Origin of the sequence: Variovorax sp. LjRoot130 (assembly GCF_964253755.1) — a bacterium.
Taxonomy (GTDB): domain Bacteria; phylum Pseudomonadota; class Gammaproteobacteria; order Burkholderiales; family Burkholderiaceae_C; genus Variovorax.
The window spans coordinates 2,169,652-2,183,432 of sequence record NZ_CAXURM020000001.1 but is presented as its reverse complement, the minus strand read 5'-3'; the positions used below and the strand labels follow the sequence as shown (position 1 = coordinate 2,183,432).

Genomic DNA, 13,781 nt, shown 5'->3' with positions numbered 1-13,781 from the left:
CAGATCAGAAATGCATCCGGTTTTCGGCCAGTTCGTAGAGCCGGCGCCAGACGAAATGGTTCATGCCCATCACGAACACGCACATCACGCCGATGCCCAAAGCGATGCGCGGGAAATCGCCGATGGCCGTCATGTGGGCGATGTAGCTGCCCAGGCCCGCAGCCTGCAGCGTGGTGTCGCCCCAGGTCACGTACTCGGCCACGATGCTGGCGTTCCAGGAGCCGCCGCTGGCCGTGATGGCGCCGGTGACGAAGCTCGGGAACACGGCCGGCAGCAGGTAGCGCCGCCAGCGCAGCCAGCCGCCGAGGCCCAGATTCCGGGCTGCATAGCGCAGCTCGGTCGGCACGCTCGACGCGCCGGCGATCACGTTGAAGAGCAGGTACCACTGCGTGCCCAGCACCATCAGCGGCGCCAGCCAGATGTTCGGATTCAGGTGCCAGCGCACGATGAACAGCACCGCCACCGGGAACATGAGGTTGGCCGGAAACGCGGCCAGGAACTGCGCCACGCCCTGCAGCCGCTCGGCCCAGCGCGGATTCATGCCGACCCAGATGCCGACCGGCACCCACACCAGCGCCGCCAGCGCGATCAGCACCAGCACGCGCGCCAGCGTGTAGAGCCCCAGCACGAACACGTGCACGACCTCGGACCAGCCGACCTCGGTATGGATGAAGCGCACGAGCCAGGCGGCCGCCAGCAGCACGGCCGCGGCCAGCGTCGCGTCCCACACGCGCGCCACGGCAGGGTTGAGCGGCCGCGGGCGGGCCTTGATCGAGGTGCCGTCATGGTCGCGCCGAAAGAACATCAGCGAGCGTTCGAGCAGCCGCACGAAACGCAGCGCGATGTGCTTCAGCCTGTCGGTGCGGCGCAGCCAGGTCAGGAGCCAGGAGCGCGGCGCATCCTCGCCGCCGCCCTCCTCGAAGCGGAACTTGTCGGCCCAGGCGATCAGCGGCCTGAAGAACAGCTGGTCGTAGAGCACGATGCCGACCAGCATGCCGCCGATCGCCCAGCCGATGGCGCCCAGGTCGCGCGCCTCGATCGCCGTCGCGATGTAGGAGCCCACGCCCGGCAGCTTGATGCTCTGGTTTGACACCGAGATGGCCTCGGAGGCGACGACGAAGAACCAGCCGCCGGACATCGACATCATCATGTTCCACAGCAATCCCGGCATCGCGAACGGCAGCTCGAGGCGCCAGAAGCGCTGCCAGCCCGAGAGCTGGAACACCGCCGCCGCCTCGCGCAGTTCCGCCGGCACGGTGCGCAGCGACTGGTACAGGCTGAAGGCCATGTTCCAGGCCTGCGAGGTGAAGATGGCGAAGATCGCCGCACACTCCACGCCGAGCAGATTGCCCGGGAAGAGCGCGATGAAGCCGGTGACGGTGATCGACAGGAAGCCGAGGATCGGAATGGACTGCAGGATGTCGAGCACCGGCACCAGCACCCGCTCCGCCGCGCGGTACTTGGCAGCCAGCGCGGCAAAGATGCAGCTGAAGATCAGCGATGCGCAGAGGGCCAGGAACATGCGCAGCGTCGTGCGCAGCAGGTAGTACGGCAGCATCCACGGGTCGAGGCTGATCGGCAGCGCCTCCCCCAGCTCGTAGGGCCGCACCATCTGCGAGCCGCCCCAGGCCAGCGCGAACAGCAGCGCCAGCACCAGCGGCAGCAAGGCCCAGTCCCAGCGGTTGCCGCCGGAAGCGACCGTCTGGCGCGGGAAAAAGCGTTTGTCGAGCATGAGGCGGCGGACGCGGGGGGCCGATGTTCGCAGACCCTGGCCCGCGGCGGGCCGCCATTGTGCCTATGCAACCCGTGCGCGAACCTGACCAAATGCCTCGCTGATCTCGCGCGTGACCTTCAGGAAACGGTCGATGTCCGTGGCCGAATTGCAATGCAGCGGCGACACGCGCACGGCCCCTTCGAGGCCGAAGGAATGCAGCATCCGCTTCGAGTACAGGCTCGTCGCGACGCGTTCATAGACGATGACCCCGCGCTTCTCGTACTCGCGCACGGCCTGGGCGTGCTCGAGATTCTCGATGCCGATGGCCAGGATCAGGTCGCGCTTCGTCAGGTCTTCGTGGTCGAGGAATACCTTCACGCCGTCCATCCGGCGCAGGCCGGCGATGCCCTCGCTGCCGTTGAGCATGCGCGCGAGCAGGGCACGTTCGTGCAGCTCGATGCTCTGAATGCCGCTGGCGAAAAGGGTGCGCCGGTCGTCGCTCGCAATGAACCGGCCGCCGAGCCAGCACACGTAGTTCACGATCTCGGTCACGACGGCGAACTGCCAGGGCGCGGCGCTGCCCAGATCCCAGAAGTCCTTCTTCTTGCCGGCCAGCTTGTGGTGCGGCAGGACCGAGGCGCGTTCCGACAGCCACGACATGCCCGATCCCCTGCAGCCGAAGAACTTGTAGGGCGCGATGTTGAGGCCGTCCACCGGCGTCTTCTGCAGATCGATCAGGCCGTGCGGCGCGTGCTGCACGGCATCCACGACGATGTACAGGTCCGGCTTGACGGCGCGCGCCTGCTTCACGATCTCGTGGATGTCGAGCTTGGCGCCGGAGATGTTGGACGCATAGATCACGCTCAGCAAGGAGGTGTTCTCGTCGACCAGGCCGACGATCTCTTCCACATCGATCCCGCCGGTGGCAGGGTTGGACTTCGCGACCCGCAGCTCCTTGCCCGTACGCTCGGCGTAGAGGGACATGGCGTCGAAGGAGGACGGATGCTCGAGCACGGTCGTCACCATGTTCGTGCCGGGAATGTTCTCGGCGACCGCGCGGACCATGTCGAACATCCCGCTCGAGGCCGTGAGGGAGGCGTAGACGCTGCCGCTCTTGGCATTCAGGATCGTGCGAAGGTCTTCCGTTCCCCTGACCTGGACCTCCTGCAGAAAGATCGCGAGTTCGTGGATGCGCTCCGGGCAATCCGGCAGGGCGTCGATGCGGGCGAACTGATCGACGGCGGCCTTCAATCGGAACGACCCTCCTGCGTTGTCGAAGAAGAGACGTTCGCGGCCATTCATGTCGTGGTCGACGTAGTGGAAGCGGCTCTTCACCTCCTTCATCAATGCGTCGGAAAAGAGTTCGCCTTCAGCGATGTTCATTCTGGTGTTCCATGGTTCGGCAAGAGTTGATTTTCGAAGCGGCCAAAGATTTCCAAAAGCGATATTTTTCGATACGATTCGATGAGAAAAAGAGGCCTCGATGATGATGACTTTCAAGCAGCTTGAGGCTCTGTACTGGATCGGCGAACTGGGCAGCTTCGCGCTGGCCGCCCACAAGCTGCACACCTCGCAGTCGGCGGTGTCCAAGCGGGTCCACGAACTCGAGATGGTGTTCGACACCGAGCTGTTCGATCGCAGCCAGCGTTCCGCGCGTCTCACCGACAAGGGCGAGGAGATGTTCGTGCTGGCCAAGAAGCTGCTCGATCAGCGCGATGCCGCGGTCGAGCAGTTCAGCCGGGTCGACGTGATCGAACGCCGCGTTCGCATCGGCGTCACCGAACTCACGGCGATGACCTGGCTGCCGCGCTGGGTCGAGCTGATCCAGGAGCACTACCCCAAGGTCACCCTCGAGCCGGACGTGGACAGCAGCGTCAACCTGCGCGAGAAGGTGCTGGCAGACGAACTGGACCTGATCGTCGTGCCCGATGCATTCGTCGATACGCGGATTCCCAAGAAGGCGATCGGCAAGGTCGAGAGTGCCTGGATGTGCAAGCCGGGCCTCGTCAAGAGCAGCAAGGCGATCCGCCTGCACGAACTGGCGAGCCACCGCATGCTGATCCAGGGCGTGAAATCCGGGACGGGTCTGCTCTACGACAGCTGGATGAAGGATCTGGGCGTCCAGCCTTCGAACCCCATCGTCATCCACAACCTGGTGGCCTTGATCGGATTGACGATATCCGGCCTGGGCGTGAGCTACCTGCCGAAGGAAGCGGTCAGCCAGATGCTGGAAGAAGGGTCGCTTGCGCTGATCAAGGTGACGCCCGCCCTGCCGCCCGTCACCTACGTCGCGATGTACAAGGGCGAGCACCGGAGTTCGCTGCTGGCATCGATCATCATGCTGGCCCAGTCGTGCTGCGACTTCACCCGGATGTTTCAGGCCGTCAAGGGATGACACCGGCCACGCACGAGCCGTCGTCTCACACGCCCTTGTTGTTGGGGTTCTTGTAGACCTCTTTCACCGCCTCGGTCATCGGGAAATTCAGGTTCGCATTGGTCGGAGGGATCGGCTTCATGAACCACTTGGCATAGATCTGCTCGATGGCGCCCGACTTCATCAGGTCGGTCACCGTCTTGTCCACCAGTTCCTTGAACTGCGGGTCGTCCTTGCGGTACATGATGCCGTAGGGTTCCTGGCGCAGCGACTCCGCCGTGAGGATCTTGAAGTCGCCCGGCTTCGGCGACGTGGCGATCAGGCCTGCCAGTTGCACGTCGTCGAGGATGTAGGCGGCCGCGCGGTCGGATGCGAGGAGCAGGAATCCATCCGCCGTGTCCTTCGCGGCCACTTCCTGGACCTCGATGTTCCCGGACTTGCGATAGGCGCGCAGAAGCTGGACGCCGGTGCTGCCTGCGACTGTCGAGACCGTCTTGCCATTCAGCTCGGCCAGCGAATTGATGCCGGAGTCCTTCTTCACCGCGGCCGTGATGCTGGTGACGAAATGACTCGGGGCGAAGGCCACCTGCTGCTGGCGCTGGACCGTGTTCGTGGTGGTCGCGCAGTCGAGGTCGACGGTGCCGTTGGTCAAGAGCGGGATGCGGTTGGTCGAGGTCAGGATCGTGTAGCGCACCTCCAGGTTGGGCATGCCGAGCCTGGCCTTGACCGCATCCACGATCTTCAGGCAGATGTCGTTGGTGAAGCCGACCGGATCGCCGCCGCCGGCGGGCTTGTAAGAGAACGGGATCTGGCTGTCGCGGCCACCGATCGAAATGCTTCCATTCGCCTTGATCTTGCTCAGCGTGTCGCTTTGAGCCAGCGCGGTGGAACACAGCAGCGCGGCGCTCAGGCCCAAGGTCAATGAGAGTCGAAATTTCATCGGGAGCTTTCGGGAAGGTTGCGTTGGCGCAAATTCTCGAAGCGAGCACCCGTTTCTAAAAGCGATTTATTTTCATCGACTTGAAGGCCATAAAGTGATCAATGGCGGCAAGGACTAGAGCGGAAAGGCCTCCAGCCCCGGCTGCCCCTCGGCCCCCTTGACCGGCGTGTGCGCCACGTTCATCACCCAGCAGACCATCGTGAAATAGCCCACCAGCGCGCTGAGTTCGACCACCGCCTGCTTGCCGAAGCGGGCCTCGGCCGCGGCGTAGGTCGGCTCGCTCACGCCGTGGTGGTGCAGCAGCTCCAGCGCGAGATCGAGCGCGAGCTGCTCGTCCTGCGCCAACGGTGCCGCGCGCCGGCCGAGGCGCAGCGCTTCGATGGCCTCGGCACTGACACCGGCCTTGACCGCCGCCGTCGCATGCAGCACCCACTCGAACTGGTTGCCCACGTGGCGCGCGACCGCGCAGGTCACGAGCTCGCGCACGCGCGCATCGAGTTGGCTGTCGAAGCGCAGGTACTCCCCGAGGCTGCCGATGCGCTCCATCAGCACCGGGCTTTGCAGCAAGGGGATGAAGGGACCGAAGACCGCCTTGCGCGGACCATCGATCAGCGCCTGGGCGGCGGCGCGCTGCGCCTGCGACATCGCGTCGGCCGCCGGCATCGGCAGGCGCTCGGCCCAGGGACGGGTATGGCCTTGTTCGAACATGGAGGGATTCCTTTCTTCAATGGAGAGAGACGGGGATCATGCGCGCGCGAAGCAGCCACCATGCGCTTCCGAGCAGCGCCACGGCACCCACGGCCAGCGCGCTGAAGAGGCCGCCGAAGCCTTGCGCGCTGCCGCTCAGTGCGGACGAGAGCACCGGCCCGGCCATCTGGCCGATGGCGAAGGCCGCTGTCATGCGGCCCAGCGCGCGCGTCGGATCGCCCACGGTGCGCGCCCTCGCCTCCTGCATCCCGGCCATGGTCGCGACCATGAAGGTGCCGCCCACCAGCAGCGCGGCCAGCAGCACCGTGAAGGCCGACAGGTGCAGCACCGGCAGCAGGCAGCCCAGCGCCATCAATGCGTGGCTCCCGGCCAGCACGTGGCGGCGCGCAACCTGCGCCAGCACCACGCTGGCGAGCAGCGTCGACACTGCGGCCGCCGCGCCGAACACCGGCCAGGCGGCGCCAAAGACGGCCGGATCGTCGACCACCGCGCGCGCCAGCACCGGCAGAAAGGTGGCCGGCAGGATGTAGCCGAAACCGAGGATGCCGTAGCAGATCACCAGGCCCCATGAGACGCCGCCGGCCGGTGCCGTTGCGGCAGCATTCGCGGGCGCTGCCGATACGATCGCGCCGCGCGGCATCAGCGCTGCCACCGCGAGCAGGCCCACCAGCGCCAGCGCGCCGAGCTGCAGCCACAGCGCATCGGGTGCCAGGCCGGCCGTACCCGCACGCCAGCAATAGAGACCGGCCGCTGCGATGCCGGCGCCGACCCCGGCATACAGCAGGCCGGGACCTGCGGGCCGATCGAAACGCGCCAGCCAGACCAGGCACCAGACGCTGGTGCTCACCAGCGCCCAGGCACTCGCCACGCCGGCGATGAAGCGCAGCAACAGCCAGAGCGCGAGCGAGCCGGTCCAGCCCATGGCCGCGGTCGACAGCGCAATCGCGGCCAGCGCCAGCAGTCCAACGCGCTGCGGCGACAGCGGGACGCGCGCAGTGGTGAGCGCACCCAGCAGGTAGCCCGCGTAGTTGGCCGCGGCGAGCCAGCCGCCGGCTGCCACGTCGGCGCTGCCGGCGCGGATCATCAGCGGCAGCATGGGCGTGAAGGCGAAGCGCCCGATGCCCATCGCCATCGCCAGCGCGAGCAGGCCCGCGGTGCAGACCGCGATGAAAGACGGTTGCGGTGCGGTGATCAAAGGGTTCGACATGGGTCGCTATTAGACGCAGAATGCGGATGCTCCACAAATGAATTATCGAGAACAATCATTCTTCATATGAGAACGATCGACCTGGACTCCCTGGAGATTTTTCGCACCGTGGTGGCCGAGGGCGGCGTGATCCGCGCGGCGGGCAAGCTCAACCGCGTGCAGTCCAACATCACGACCCGCATCCAGCAGCTCGAAGAGCGGCTGGGCCACAAGCTGTTCCTGCGCCAGGGCCGCTCGCTCGCGCTGGCGCCCGCCGGCCACAAGCTGCTGCCCTATGCCGACCGCCTGCTGCGCCTGGCCGACGAGGCGGAGAGCGAGCTGCGCAGCGACCTGCCCTTGGGCACCTTCAAGCTGGGTTCGCTCGAAAGCACGGCCGGCAGCCGGCTCGCGCCGGTGCTCTCGCGCTTCCACAAGCTCTACCCGGGCGTGGTGGTCGAGCTGGTCACCGGTACCACGGGCGCGCTGCTGAAACGGGTGAACGCCTTCGAGGTCGAAGCGGCCTTCGTGTCCGAGCCTTTCTCCGCGCCGGGGTTCGAGACGATGTCGGTATTCGAGGAAGAACTGGTGCTGGTCACCGCGCGCAGCGTGGCCTCCGTCACGCGACCGGGCGACCTCGCCGGCGCCACGCTGATCGCGTTCGCGCAAGGCTGCTCGTACCGCCGCCTGCTCGAGCAGTGGCTGGGCAAGGGCGGCGTCACGCCGGTCCGTTCGCTGGAGTTCTCCTCCTACCAGGCCATGATCGCCTGCGTGGCCGCGGGCACGGGTTTCGCCATCGTGCCGGTCTCGGTGCTCAAGGCCCTGCGCGCGACGGCCGACGTGCGCCAGCACGCGCTGCCCGAACGCATCCGGACCAGCCGCACCCACCTGGTCTGGCGCGGCACGCCGTCCATGGCGCTGGCGCGGCTGATCGGCATGCTGCAGAAAAGCCTATGAAAAGAGTCCGTTGACTTCGCGCGCCGAGAGCATGTCTGCGCTCATCGCGTCATGACGCCCTTCGTCGAATGCCTCGGCGGCAACGCGGCGAAGCAAGGCGAGCGCAGCCTGCAAGGGACCGCAGCCCAGGCTGACGCGCCGCGCACCGGCGCGCGTGGCCGCGTCCACGGGAAGCGCCCCGGCGTAGCCCGCGTAGACATTCACCGGCAAGGAAACAGCGCGCACGAAGCGCGCCACTTCCTCGGCGCGATCCATCCCGGGCACGAAGATGCCGTCGGCACCCGCCGCGGCGTACCGCTGCGCCCGACGCACGGTGTCTTCGTAGCGCGCCGCCGCATCGTCATTGGCGACAAAGTAGGTGTCGGTGCGCGCATTGATGAACAACTGCGCTTCCATCTGCGCGGCCGTCTTGCGCAGCGCGTCGATGCGTTCGCACAGGATTTCCGGGGGCGCCAGGCGTTGCGTCCCGGGAAGCACGCCGTCCTCGATGTTCACGCCGACGACGCCCATGTCGATCAATGCGCGAACCACGGCACATACTTCTTCGGTGCTGCGACCGAAGCCGCGCTCGATGTCGACGCTGACCGGAACGCTGGCCACGCGGCAGATGCGTGCGCAAGCGGCGATCAGTTCGCCGGCAGGCATCTGCTCGCCATCCGCATGGCCGAGCGACCAGGCCATGCCGGCGCTCGTGGTGCCGATGGCCCGCGCGCCGGCACGCTCGACAACATGGGCGCTGACGGCGTCCCACGCATTCACCAGGGTCAGCGCGCCCGGGCCGGCGTGCAGTCGATAAAAAGTTTCTGCCCGCTTCCGGGCTTCGATGGATTGCATGAGGGCGAGCTTAGAGACGACACGCGCTGCGAACTTGGAAAAAACTGCTGTTCGCCATCCATCACCTTTCCTTTTCCGCGAGCGAATCGGCCGCGCGGCGCTCAGGCCAGGGCGGTGGCGGCCGGCTCGGCACCGGCGATCTGCCGCAGTGCGCGCTCGAACACTTCCACCGGCTGGCCGCCCGAGATGAGGTGCCTGTTGTTGATGATGATGGCGGGCACCGAGTGGATGCCGGCATCGGTGTAGAGGCGCTCGCGCTCGCGGGTTTCCGCTGCGTATTCGTCGCTCCCGAGAATGGCACGCGCCCGTTGCGGGTCGAGGCCGGCTTCGGCGGCCAGGCGCACCAGCAGCTCGGGGTCGGAGGGGTTCTCGCCGTCGGTGTGGCAGGCCTTGAGCAGCGCCTTCTTGAGCGCCACCTGCTTGGCCCCGTCCTCGAGCTCGGCCCAGTGCAGCAGGCGGTGCGCGTCGAAGGTGTTGTAGACGCGCGAGCGGCCTTCTTCGCGGAACTTGAAGCCCACCGCCGCGCCGCGGGCACGGATCGCTTCGCGCGCCTGCGCCTGCTGCTCGCGCGAAGAGCCGTATTTCTGGTTCAGGTGCTCGAAGGCGTCCTGGCCTTCGCGCGGCATGTGCGGATTGAGTTCGAAGGGCTGGAAGTGCAGTTCGGCGCTGATCTCGGGCGCCACACGTTCGAGCGCGGCTTCGAGGGCACCGAGGCCGACGGCGCACCAGGGGCAGGACACGTCGGAGACGAAATCGATCTTGAGGCGGGCGGTCATGGATGTTCCTTTTCTGTCAGAGGCTGCGCCAGAAATCGATCAGCAACTGGCTGAATTCCACCGGCCGCTCGACCGCGCTCAGGTGCGCGGCGTCGATGGTGGCGAGGCGCGCGCCGGGAATGGCGGCAACCATCGCCTCGGACATCGCGAGCGGCGTCGCCTCGTCGCGCAGGCCGGCGATCACCAGCGTGGGCGTGGTGAACGCACGGTTGCTCTCGCGGAAATCGATCGCGCTCACCGCGTCGCAGCTCGCGATGTAGCCGGCGGCGTCGGTGCCGACCAGCGTGTCGTTCAGGCGGCGCGCGGCCTCGGTGCCTTCCGGCGTGGCCACGTACGCCGGCGTGAGCCAGCGCGCCAGGGCGCCGGGCGCGATTGCGGCCACGCCCTGGGCCTGCACGGTCTCGACGCGCGTGCGCCAGGGCGCCTGGTCGGGGTAGTGCGCCGACGAATTGGCGATCACGATGCTCTTCAGCAGCTGCGGATATTTCGGCGCCAGCGCCTGCGCGGTCATGCCGCCCATCGAGAGGCCGACGAAGTGCACCGGCTCGCCCTCGGCTTCGCGCTCGATCAGGGCCGCCGCGTCATCGGCCAGCGCCTGCAGGCTGAACGCACCGGGCACCACTTCCGAGCCGCCATGGTTGCGGTGGTCGTAGCGCAGCACGGTGTGGGCACGGGCCAGCACCGCGGCCGCCTCGTCCCACATGTGCAGGTCGCAACCCAGCGCATGGCTCAGCACGACGATCGGGCCTTCGCCCTCGCGAATGACATTCAAACGGGTCATGGATTTCCTTTGGGCTCTTCGAGCAGGCCTTTCTCGCGCAGGATGCCGGTGGCGATGCCGAAGGCGTGGTTGGCCACCGGCACGCCGCAATAGATGGCGGCCATCATGATCACTTCCTTGATCTCCTCGGGCGAAAGCCGCGATTCGGGCGGGCCGTCGAGCGCGGCGCGCACGTGCATCGCAAATTCTTCGTACGCGTGGATGCCCAGCATCATCGACAGCACCATGAAGCGGCGCGTCTTGTCGCCCAATGCCGGGCGGCCCCAGATGTCGTTCCACGCATGTCGCGTGATCAGTTCCTGGAACTCGCTGTTGAAGGCATTGCGGTTGGCCAGCGACTTGTCGACCCAGGCATCGCCGAGGATGCGGCGGCGGTTGAGAAGACCGGCTTCGTAGTCGGGTGAAGTCATCGTGCGGTGTTTCGTGTGTCGAGTTGAGTTTGCAAGGCCTTGACCTGCGCCAGCGCGATCGTGCCGGCCGGCTCGGCGAGCGCCGGATCAAACCATTCGTCTGCGGCTTCGCGCGGAAGTTCCGCGCGCAAGCGGTCGATGTTGGCACGCATGCGCGCGGCATCGATCTGCAGGCCGGGCAAGGCGCCGGCCAGCGCGCGCACGCTGCCGTGGGCGGACATCAGCAACTGGGGCCATTCGCCCAGCTCGGCCTGCCAGGCGCCGAGCGCGCGCTCGTGCTCCTGCGGCATCGCGGCCAGCAAGGCGGCCACGCGCTGCGGCGCGCGCTGCGCGGCCGCCAGCGCCACCATCGAAGCCACCGGGTTGCGCTTGTGCGGCATCGCCGAGGAGCCGCCGCGTCCGGGCTCGCTGGGCTCGGCCAGTTCGCCGACTTCGTACTGGCCCATGAGCGCGATGTCCTTCGCGATCTTGCCGAGGCTGCCGACCATGAGGCCCAGCTCGCAGCCGAGCGCGATCCATTCGTCGCGCTGGGTGTGCCAGGTCGCGCCCGGGTCGCCCAGGCCCAGCTCCTCGGCCATGCGCTGCCGCACCGCCGGCCCGTGCCCCTTCATCTGCGCCAGCGTGCCCACGGCCCCGCCGAGCTGCAGCTGCAGCGCGCGGCGCGCCGCCTCGGCCAGCCGCGCGCGGCTGCGCACCAGCGGCGCGGCCCAGCCGGCGCACTTGAGCCCGAAGCTCGTGACCGAGGCCGGCTGCATCAGCGTGCGCGCGAGGATCGGCGTCGCGGCATGCCGCTTGGCATGCGCAAGCAGCGCCTGGGCCGCCTTGACCAGGTCGGCCTCGACCAACGCCACCGCCTCGCGCGTGACCAGCGCCATCGCGCTGTCGATCACGTCCTGGCTGGTGCTGCCGAAATGCACGAAGGGCACTGCCTCGGCATTGAACAAACCCACCGCCTCCTTGAGGCTCTTGACCAGCGGGATCGCCACACTGCCGGCGCGGCCGCTGTCGCGCACGATCTTGGCGACATCGAACAGCTCGACCTTGCAGCTGCCGGCGATCGAATGCGCTGCCGATTCGGGAATGAGGCCCTCGGCTGCCTGCGCGCGCGCGAGCGCGGCCTCGAAGCGCAGCATCGCGCCGACGAAGTTGTGGTCGCTGAATGCGGCCAGGGTTTCGGATGTGGAGAGGAAGCCTTCGAAGATGCTCATGGCAGATAGGCGCTCAATAGGCGATCTGCGCCACGGCCCGCAGGTCTTCCGGCGTCGCGGTGCCGAAGCCGAAGAATTCGAGGTACGCAGGGATCATTTCGAACAGCATGTCGGTGCCGACCTGGACCGCGCAGCCCTTGTCGCGTGCGGCCCGCAGCAGCGGGGTGTACTCGGATTTCATCACGACCTCGCCGACGAAGGTGGACGGCGCGATGCGATCGACGTCGAAGGGTAGCGGATCGCTCTCCTTCATGCCGAGCGGCGTGGCATTGACCACCACGTCGTAGCCGGCGGGGTCGCTGGAGCCGGTGGCGACGCCCAGTTTCGAGTAGTGCGTGGTGAGCCGGCCCGCGAGGGCCTTTGCCGACGCCGCGTTGGCGTCGAAGAGCGAAAGCTGCGCGACGCCGGCCGCGGCCAGCGAGGCGGCGATCGCCGAGCCCACGCCGCCGCAGCCCGACACCAGCACGCGCGCGCCTTCGAGCGCGCGGCCCTTGCGCAGCACGCCGCGCACGAAGCCGGCGCCGTCGAACTGGTCGCCCACGAGCGTGCCGTCGGCGCGCTTCAGCACCGCGTTGCAGGCGCCTGCGATCCTGGCGGCCGGCGTCAGTTCGTCAACCAGGTCCATGGTCGTGATCTTGTGCGGCATGGTGACGAGCGCGCCGCGGATGTTGGTGAGCCGGAACAGCGACGCGAAGGCGGCCGCATAGTCCTCGGCCTTGATGCCCATCGGCACCACCACCGCGTCGATGCCCTGCTGTTCGAACCAGGGGTTGTAGATCATCGGCGCCTTGAAGCTCTCGGTCGGATAACCGAGGTGGGCGATGAGGGTGGTCTTTCCGGAAATCGTCATGATGGGATTGCGACCCGAAGGCCGGTATGCGCGGCCTCGGCGACCGCAAGGGTGACAGCCAGCGTGCGCATGGCATCGCGCACGGTGACACGGGGCGGCACTTCGCGCCGCACCACGGCGCAGAAATGAGCGAGCTGGCGCGCGAGCGGATCGGTCTCTTGCATGTCGACCCTGCTGCGTACCATCGGGCTGAACCACGAGGCCGCGCCCGTGTACTCGAGCACGCGCAGGGTGGGCACCTGCAGCGAGCCGTGCGTGCCGGCGATGATGTAGCAGTCCTGGTCCGCATGGCGGTCGTAGGCCTTGTTCTCGCCCGAGGTCTGCTCCCAGCTGCGCGGACTGGCCGCAGCATCCGACAGCATGAAGGTCCCGAGCGCGCCGTTGGCGAAGCGCAGGTTGATAGCGACCGTGTCCTCCACCTCGAAGCCGCGCGCCGCATGGGAAGCGAAGGCCTGCACCTCGACGATCTCGCCCACCAGCGCGCGCAGGTTGTCGATCTCGTGCACCAGGTTGATCAGGATCGGCCCGCCGCCTTTCTGCCGGCGCCAGGCGGTCTCGAAGTAGTCGTCGGGCTTGTGGAAGGTGGCGCTGGCCGTCACGGCCACCAGCTTGCCGAGGCGGCCGCCGGCGATGGTCTCGCGCGCGGCTTCGAGAACGGCGCTGTGGCGCCGGTGATGGCCCACCAGCACCGGCACGTTGGAGGCTTCCACCGCCGCGGCCAGCCGCTCGGCTTCCGCCACGGAATCGGCCACCGGCTTCTCGACCAGCGCCGGCACGCCGGCCGCTACGCAGGCCAGTGCACCGGGCACATGCAGCGCGTTCGGCGTGGCCAGGACCACGCCGTCGGGCCGCGCCGCGGCCAGCAGCGCTTCCAGGTCCGGGTACAGCGGCACGCCGGCCTCGGCCGCCAGCGCAGTCGCGCTCGGGAACGGGTCGGCAAAGCCGATCAATTCGCAGGCGCTGTTCGCGACCATGCGCATCCAATGCGCCCGGCCGATCAGGCCGGCGCCGGCGATCGCGAGGCGCAGCTTCCTGTCCATCGCTCC

Annotated in this window: 14 protein-coding genes; 2 read left to right on the top strand and 12 right to left on the bottom strand. The window is 67.6% G+C overall.

Going from position 1 to position 13,781, the window contains the following annotated elements; translation table 11 throughout:
* Positions 1–4: 4 nt before the first annotated feature.
* Positions 5–1,732, bottom strand: a complete 1,728-nt coding sequence (locus tag ACSQ86_RS11015) for an ABC transporter permease (protein WP_093109389.1) — start codon at positions 1,730–1,732, stop codon at positions 5–7.
* Positions 1,733–1,795: 63 nt separating this feature from the next.
* Positions 1,796–3,097, bottom strand: coding sequence for an aminotransferase class V-fold PLP-dependent enzyme (locus ACSQ86_RS11010; protein ID WP_436308847.1), 1,302 nt, complete (start codon positions 3,095–3,097; stop codon positions 1,796–1,798).
* 106 nt (positions 3,098–3,203) lie between these two features.
* On the opposite strand from ACSQ86_RS11010, the gene ACSQ86_RS11005 reads away from it, so the two are divergent.
* Complete coding sequence (locus ACSQ86_RS11005) at positions 3,204–4,109, top strand: LysR family transcriptional regulator (RefSeq protein WP_436306283.1); 906 nt, start codon at positions 3,204–3,206, stop codon at positions 4,107–4,109.
* A gap of 25 nt (positions 4,110–4,134) precedes the next feature.
* Here the strand turns inward: ACSQ86_RS11005 and ACSQ86_RS11000 are convergent, their stop codons facing one another.
* From ACSQ86_RS11000 to ACSQ86_RS10990, 3 genes are all read right to left on the bottom strand, one after another.
* Positions 4,135–5,028 carry an amino acid ABC transporter substrate-binding protein gene (locus ACSQ86_RS11000; protein WP_436295186.1) on the bottom strand — a complete coding sequence of 298 codons (894 nt, stop codon included), beginning with the start codon at positions 5,026–5,028 and terminating at the stop codon, positions 4,135–4,137.
* A 114-nt stretch (positions 5,029–5,142) separates the two neighbouring features.
* Positions 5,143–5,736, bottom strand: coding sequence for a carboxymuconolactone decarboxylase family protein (locus ACSQ86_RS10995; protein ID WP_436303646.1), 594 nt, complete (start codon positions 5,734–5,736; stop codon positions 5,143–5,145).
* Between the two features lie 16 nt (positions 5,737–5,752).
* Positions 5,753–6,943 carry a YbfB/YjiJ family MFS transporter gene (locus tag ACSQ86_RS10990; protein WP_436303645.1) on the bottom strand — a complete coding sequence of 397 codons (1,191 nt, stop codon included), beginning with the start codon at positions 6,941–6,943 and terminating at the stop codon, positions 5,753–5,755.
* Between the two features lie 66 nt (positions 6,944–7,009).
* Between ACSQ86_RS10990 and ACSQ86_RS10985 the strand changes: the two genes are divergently transcribed.
* Positions 7,010–7,876, top strand: a complete 867-nt coding sequence (locus tag ACSQ86_RS10985) for a LysR substrate-binding domain-containing protein (RefSeq protein WP_436303643.1) — start codon at positions 7,010–7,012, stop codon at positions 7,874–7,876.
* Here the strand turns inward: ACSQ86_RS10985 and ACSQ86_RS10980 are convergent.
* The 7 genes from ACSQ86_RS10980 to ACSQ86_RS10950 all read right to left on the bottom strand — a co-directional run bounded on the left by ACSQ86_RS10980 (position 7,871) and on the right by ACSQ86_RS10950 (position 13,775).
* Positions 7,871–8,710 (bottom strand): isocitrate lyase/PEP mutase family protein, encoded by an 840-nt coding sequence (locus ACSQ86_RS10980; protein ID WP_436303642.1) that lies wholly within the window; start codon positions 8,708–8,710, stop codon positions 7,871–7,873. The two genes, ACSQ86_RS10985 and ACSQ86_RS10980, sit on opposite strands and share 6 nt — an antisense overlap.
* Before the next feature lie 101 nt (positions 8,711–8,811).
* Positions 8,812–9,486 carry a DsbA family oxidoreductase gene (locus ACSQ86_RS10975; protein ID WP_093109396.1) on the bottom strand — a complete coding sequence of 225 codons (675 nt, stop codon included), beginning with the start codon at positions 9,484–9,486 and terminating at the stop codon, positions 8,812–8,814.
* A 16-nt stretch (positions 9,487–9,502) separates the two neighbouring features.
* A complete protein-coding gene (locus ACSQ86_RS10970; RefSeq protein WP_436303641.1) occupies positions 9,503–10,267 on the bottom strand; it encodes an alpha/beta fold hydrolase in 765 nt (254 codons plus the stop codon).
* Positions 10,264–10,677 carry a carboxymuconolactone decarboxylase family protein gene (locus ACSQ86_RS10965; RefSeq protein WP_093109398.1) on the bottom strand — a complete coding sequence of 138 codons (414 nt, stop codon included), beginning with the start codon at positions 10,675–10,677 and terminating at the stop codon, positions 10,264–10,266. The genes ACSQ86_RS10970 and ACSQ86_RS10965 overlap by 4 nt, the downstream gene beginning before the upstream one ends.
* Positions 10,674–11,885 (bottom strand): 3-carboxy-cis,cis-muconate cycloisomerase, encoded by a 1,212-nt coding sequence (gene pcaB / locus ACSQ86_RS10960; protein ID WP_436308846.1) that lies wholly within the window; start codon positions 11,883–11,885, stop codon positions 10,674–10,676. Before pcaB ends, ACSQ86_RS10965 begins: the two co-directional genes overlap by 4 nt.
* 13 nt (positions 11,886–11,898) lie before the next feature.
* Positions 11,899–12,735 (bottom strand): shikimate dehydrogenase family protein, encoded by an 837-nt coding sequence (locus tag ACSQ86_RS10955; RefSeq protein ID WP_093109400.1) that lies wholly within the window; start codon positions 12,733–12,735, stop codon positions 11,899–11,901.
* Positions 12,732–13,775, bottom strand: coding sequence for a Gfo/Idh/MocA family protein (locus tag ACSQ86_RS10950; RefSeq protein ID WP_436303639.1), 1,044 nt, complete (start codon positions 13,773–13,775; stop codon positions 12,732–12,734). Before ACSQ86_RS10950 ends, ACSQ86_RS10955 begins: the two co-directional genes overlap by 4 nt.
* Between the last annotated feature and the right edge of the window lie 6 nt (positions 13,776–13,781).

What these genes read in the sequence shown, in the direction of transcription:
- ACSQ86_RS10990 (WP_436303645.1), bottom strand. Translation starts at nt 6,943, where the DNA reads ATGTCGAACCCTTTGATCACCGCACCGCAACCGTCTTTCATCGCGGTC.
- ACSQ86_RS11000 (WP_436295186.1), bottom strand. Translation starts at nt 5,028, where the DNA reads ATGAAATTTCGACTCTCATTGACCTTGGGCCTGAGCGCCGCGCTGCTG.
- ACSQ86_RS10975 (WP_093109396.1), bottom strand. Translation starts at nt 9,486, where the DNA reads ATGACCGCCCGCCTCAAGATCGATTTCGTCTCCGACGTGTCCTGCCCC.
- ACSQ86_RS10950 (WP_436303639.1), bottom strand. Translation starts at nt 13,775, where the DNA reads ATGGACAGGAAGCTGCGCCTCGCGATCGCCGGCGCCGGCCTGATCGGC.
- ACSQ86_RS10965 (WP_093109398.1), bottom strand. Translation starts at nt 10,677, where the DNA reads ATGACTTCACCCGACTACGAAGCCGGTCTTCTCAACCGCCGCCGCATC.
- ACSQ86_RS11010 (WP_436308847.1), bottom strand. Translation starts at nt 3,097, where the DNA reads ATGAACATCGCTGAAGGCGAACTCTTTTCCGACGCATTGATGAAGGAG.
- pcaB (WP_436308846.1), bottom strand. Translation starts at nt 11,885, where the DNA reads ATGAGCATCTTCGAAGGCTTCCTCTCCACATCCGAAACCCTGGCCGCA.
- ACSQ86_RS10970 (WP_436303641.1), bottom strand. Translation starts at nt 10,267, where the DNA reads ATGACCCGTTTGAATGTCATTCGCGAGGGCGAAGGCCCGATCGTCGTG.
- ACSQ86_RS10995 (WP_436303646.1), bottom strand. Translation starts at nt 5,736, where the DNA reads ATGTTCGAACAAGGCCATACCCGTCCCTGGGCCGAGCGCCTGCCGATG.
- ACSQ86_RS10980 (WP_436303642.1), bottom strand. Translation starts at nt 8,710, where the DNA reads ATGCAATCCATCGAAGCCCGGAAGCGGGCAGAAACTTTTTATCGACTG.
- ACSQ86_RS10955 (WP_093109400.1), bottom strand. Translation starts at nt 12,735, where the DNA reads ATGACGATTTCCGGAAAGACCACCCTCATCGCCCACCTCGGTTATCCG.
- ACSQ86_RS10985 (WP_436303643.1), top strand. Translation starts at nt 7,010, where the DNA reads ATGAGAACGATCGACCTGGACTCCCTGGAGATTTTTCGCACCGTGGTG.
- ACSQ86_RS11015 (WP_093109389.1), bottom strand. Translation starts at nt 1,732, where the DNA reads ATGCTCGACAAACGCTTTTTCCCGCGCCAGACGGTCGCTTCCGGCGGC.
- ACSQ86_RS11005 (WP_436306283.1), top strand. Translation starts at nt 3,204, where the DNA reads ATGACTTTCAAGCAGCTTGAGGCTCTGTACTGGATCGGCGAACTGGGC.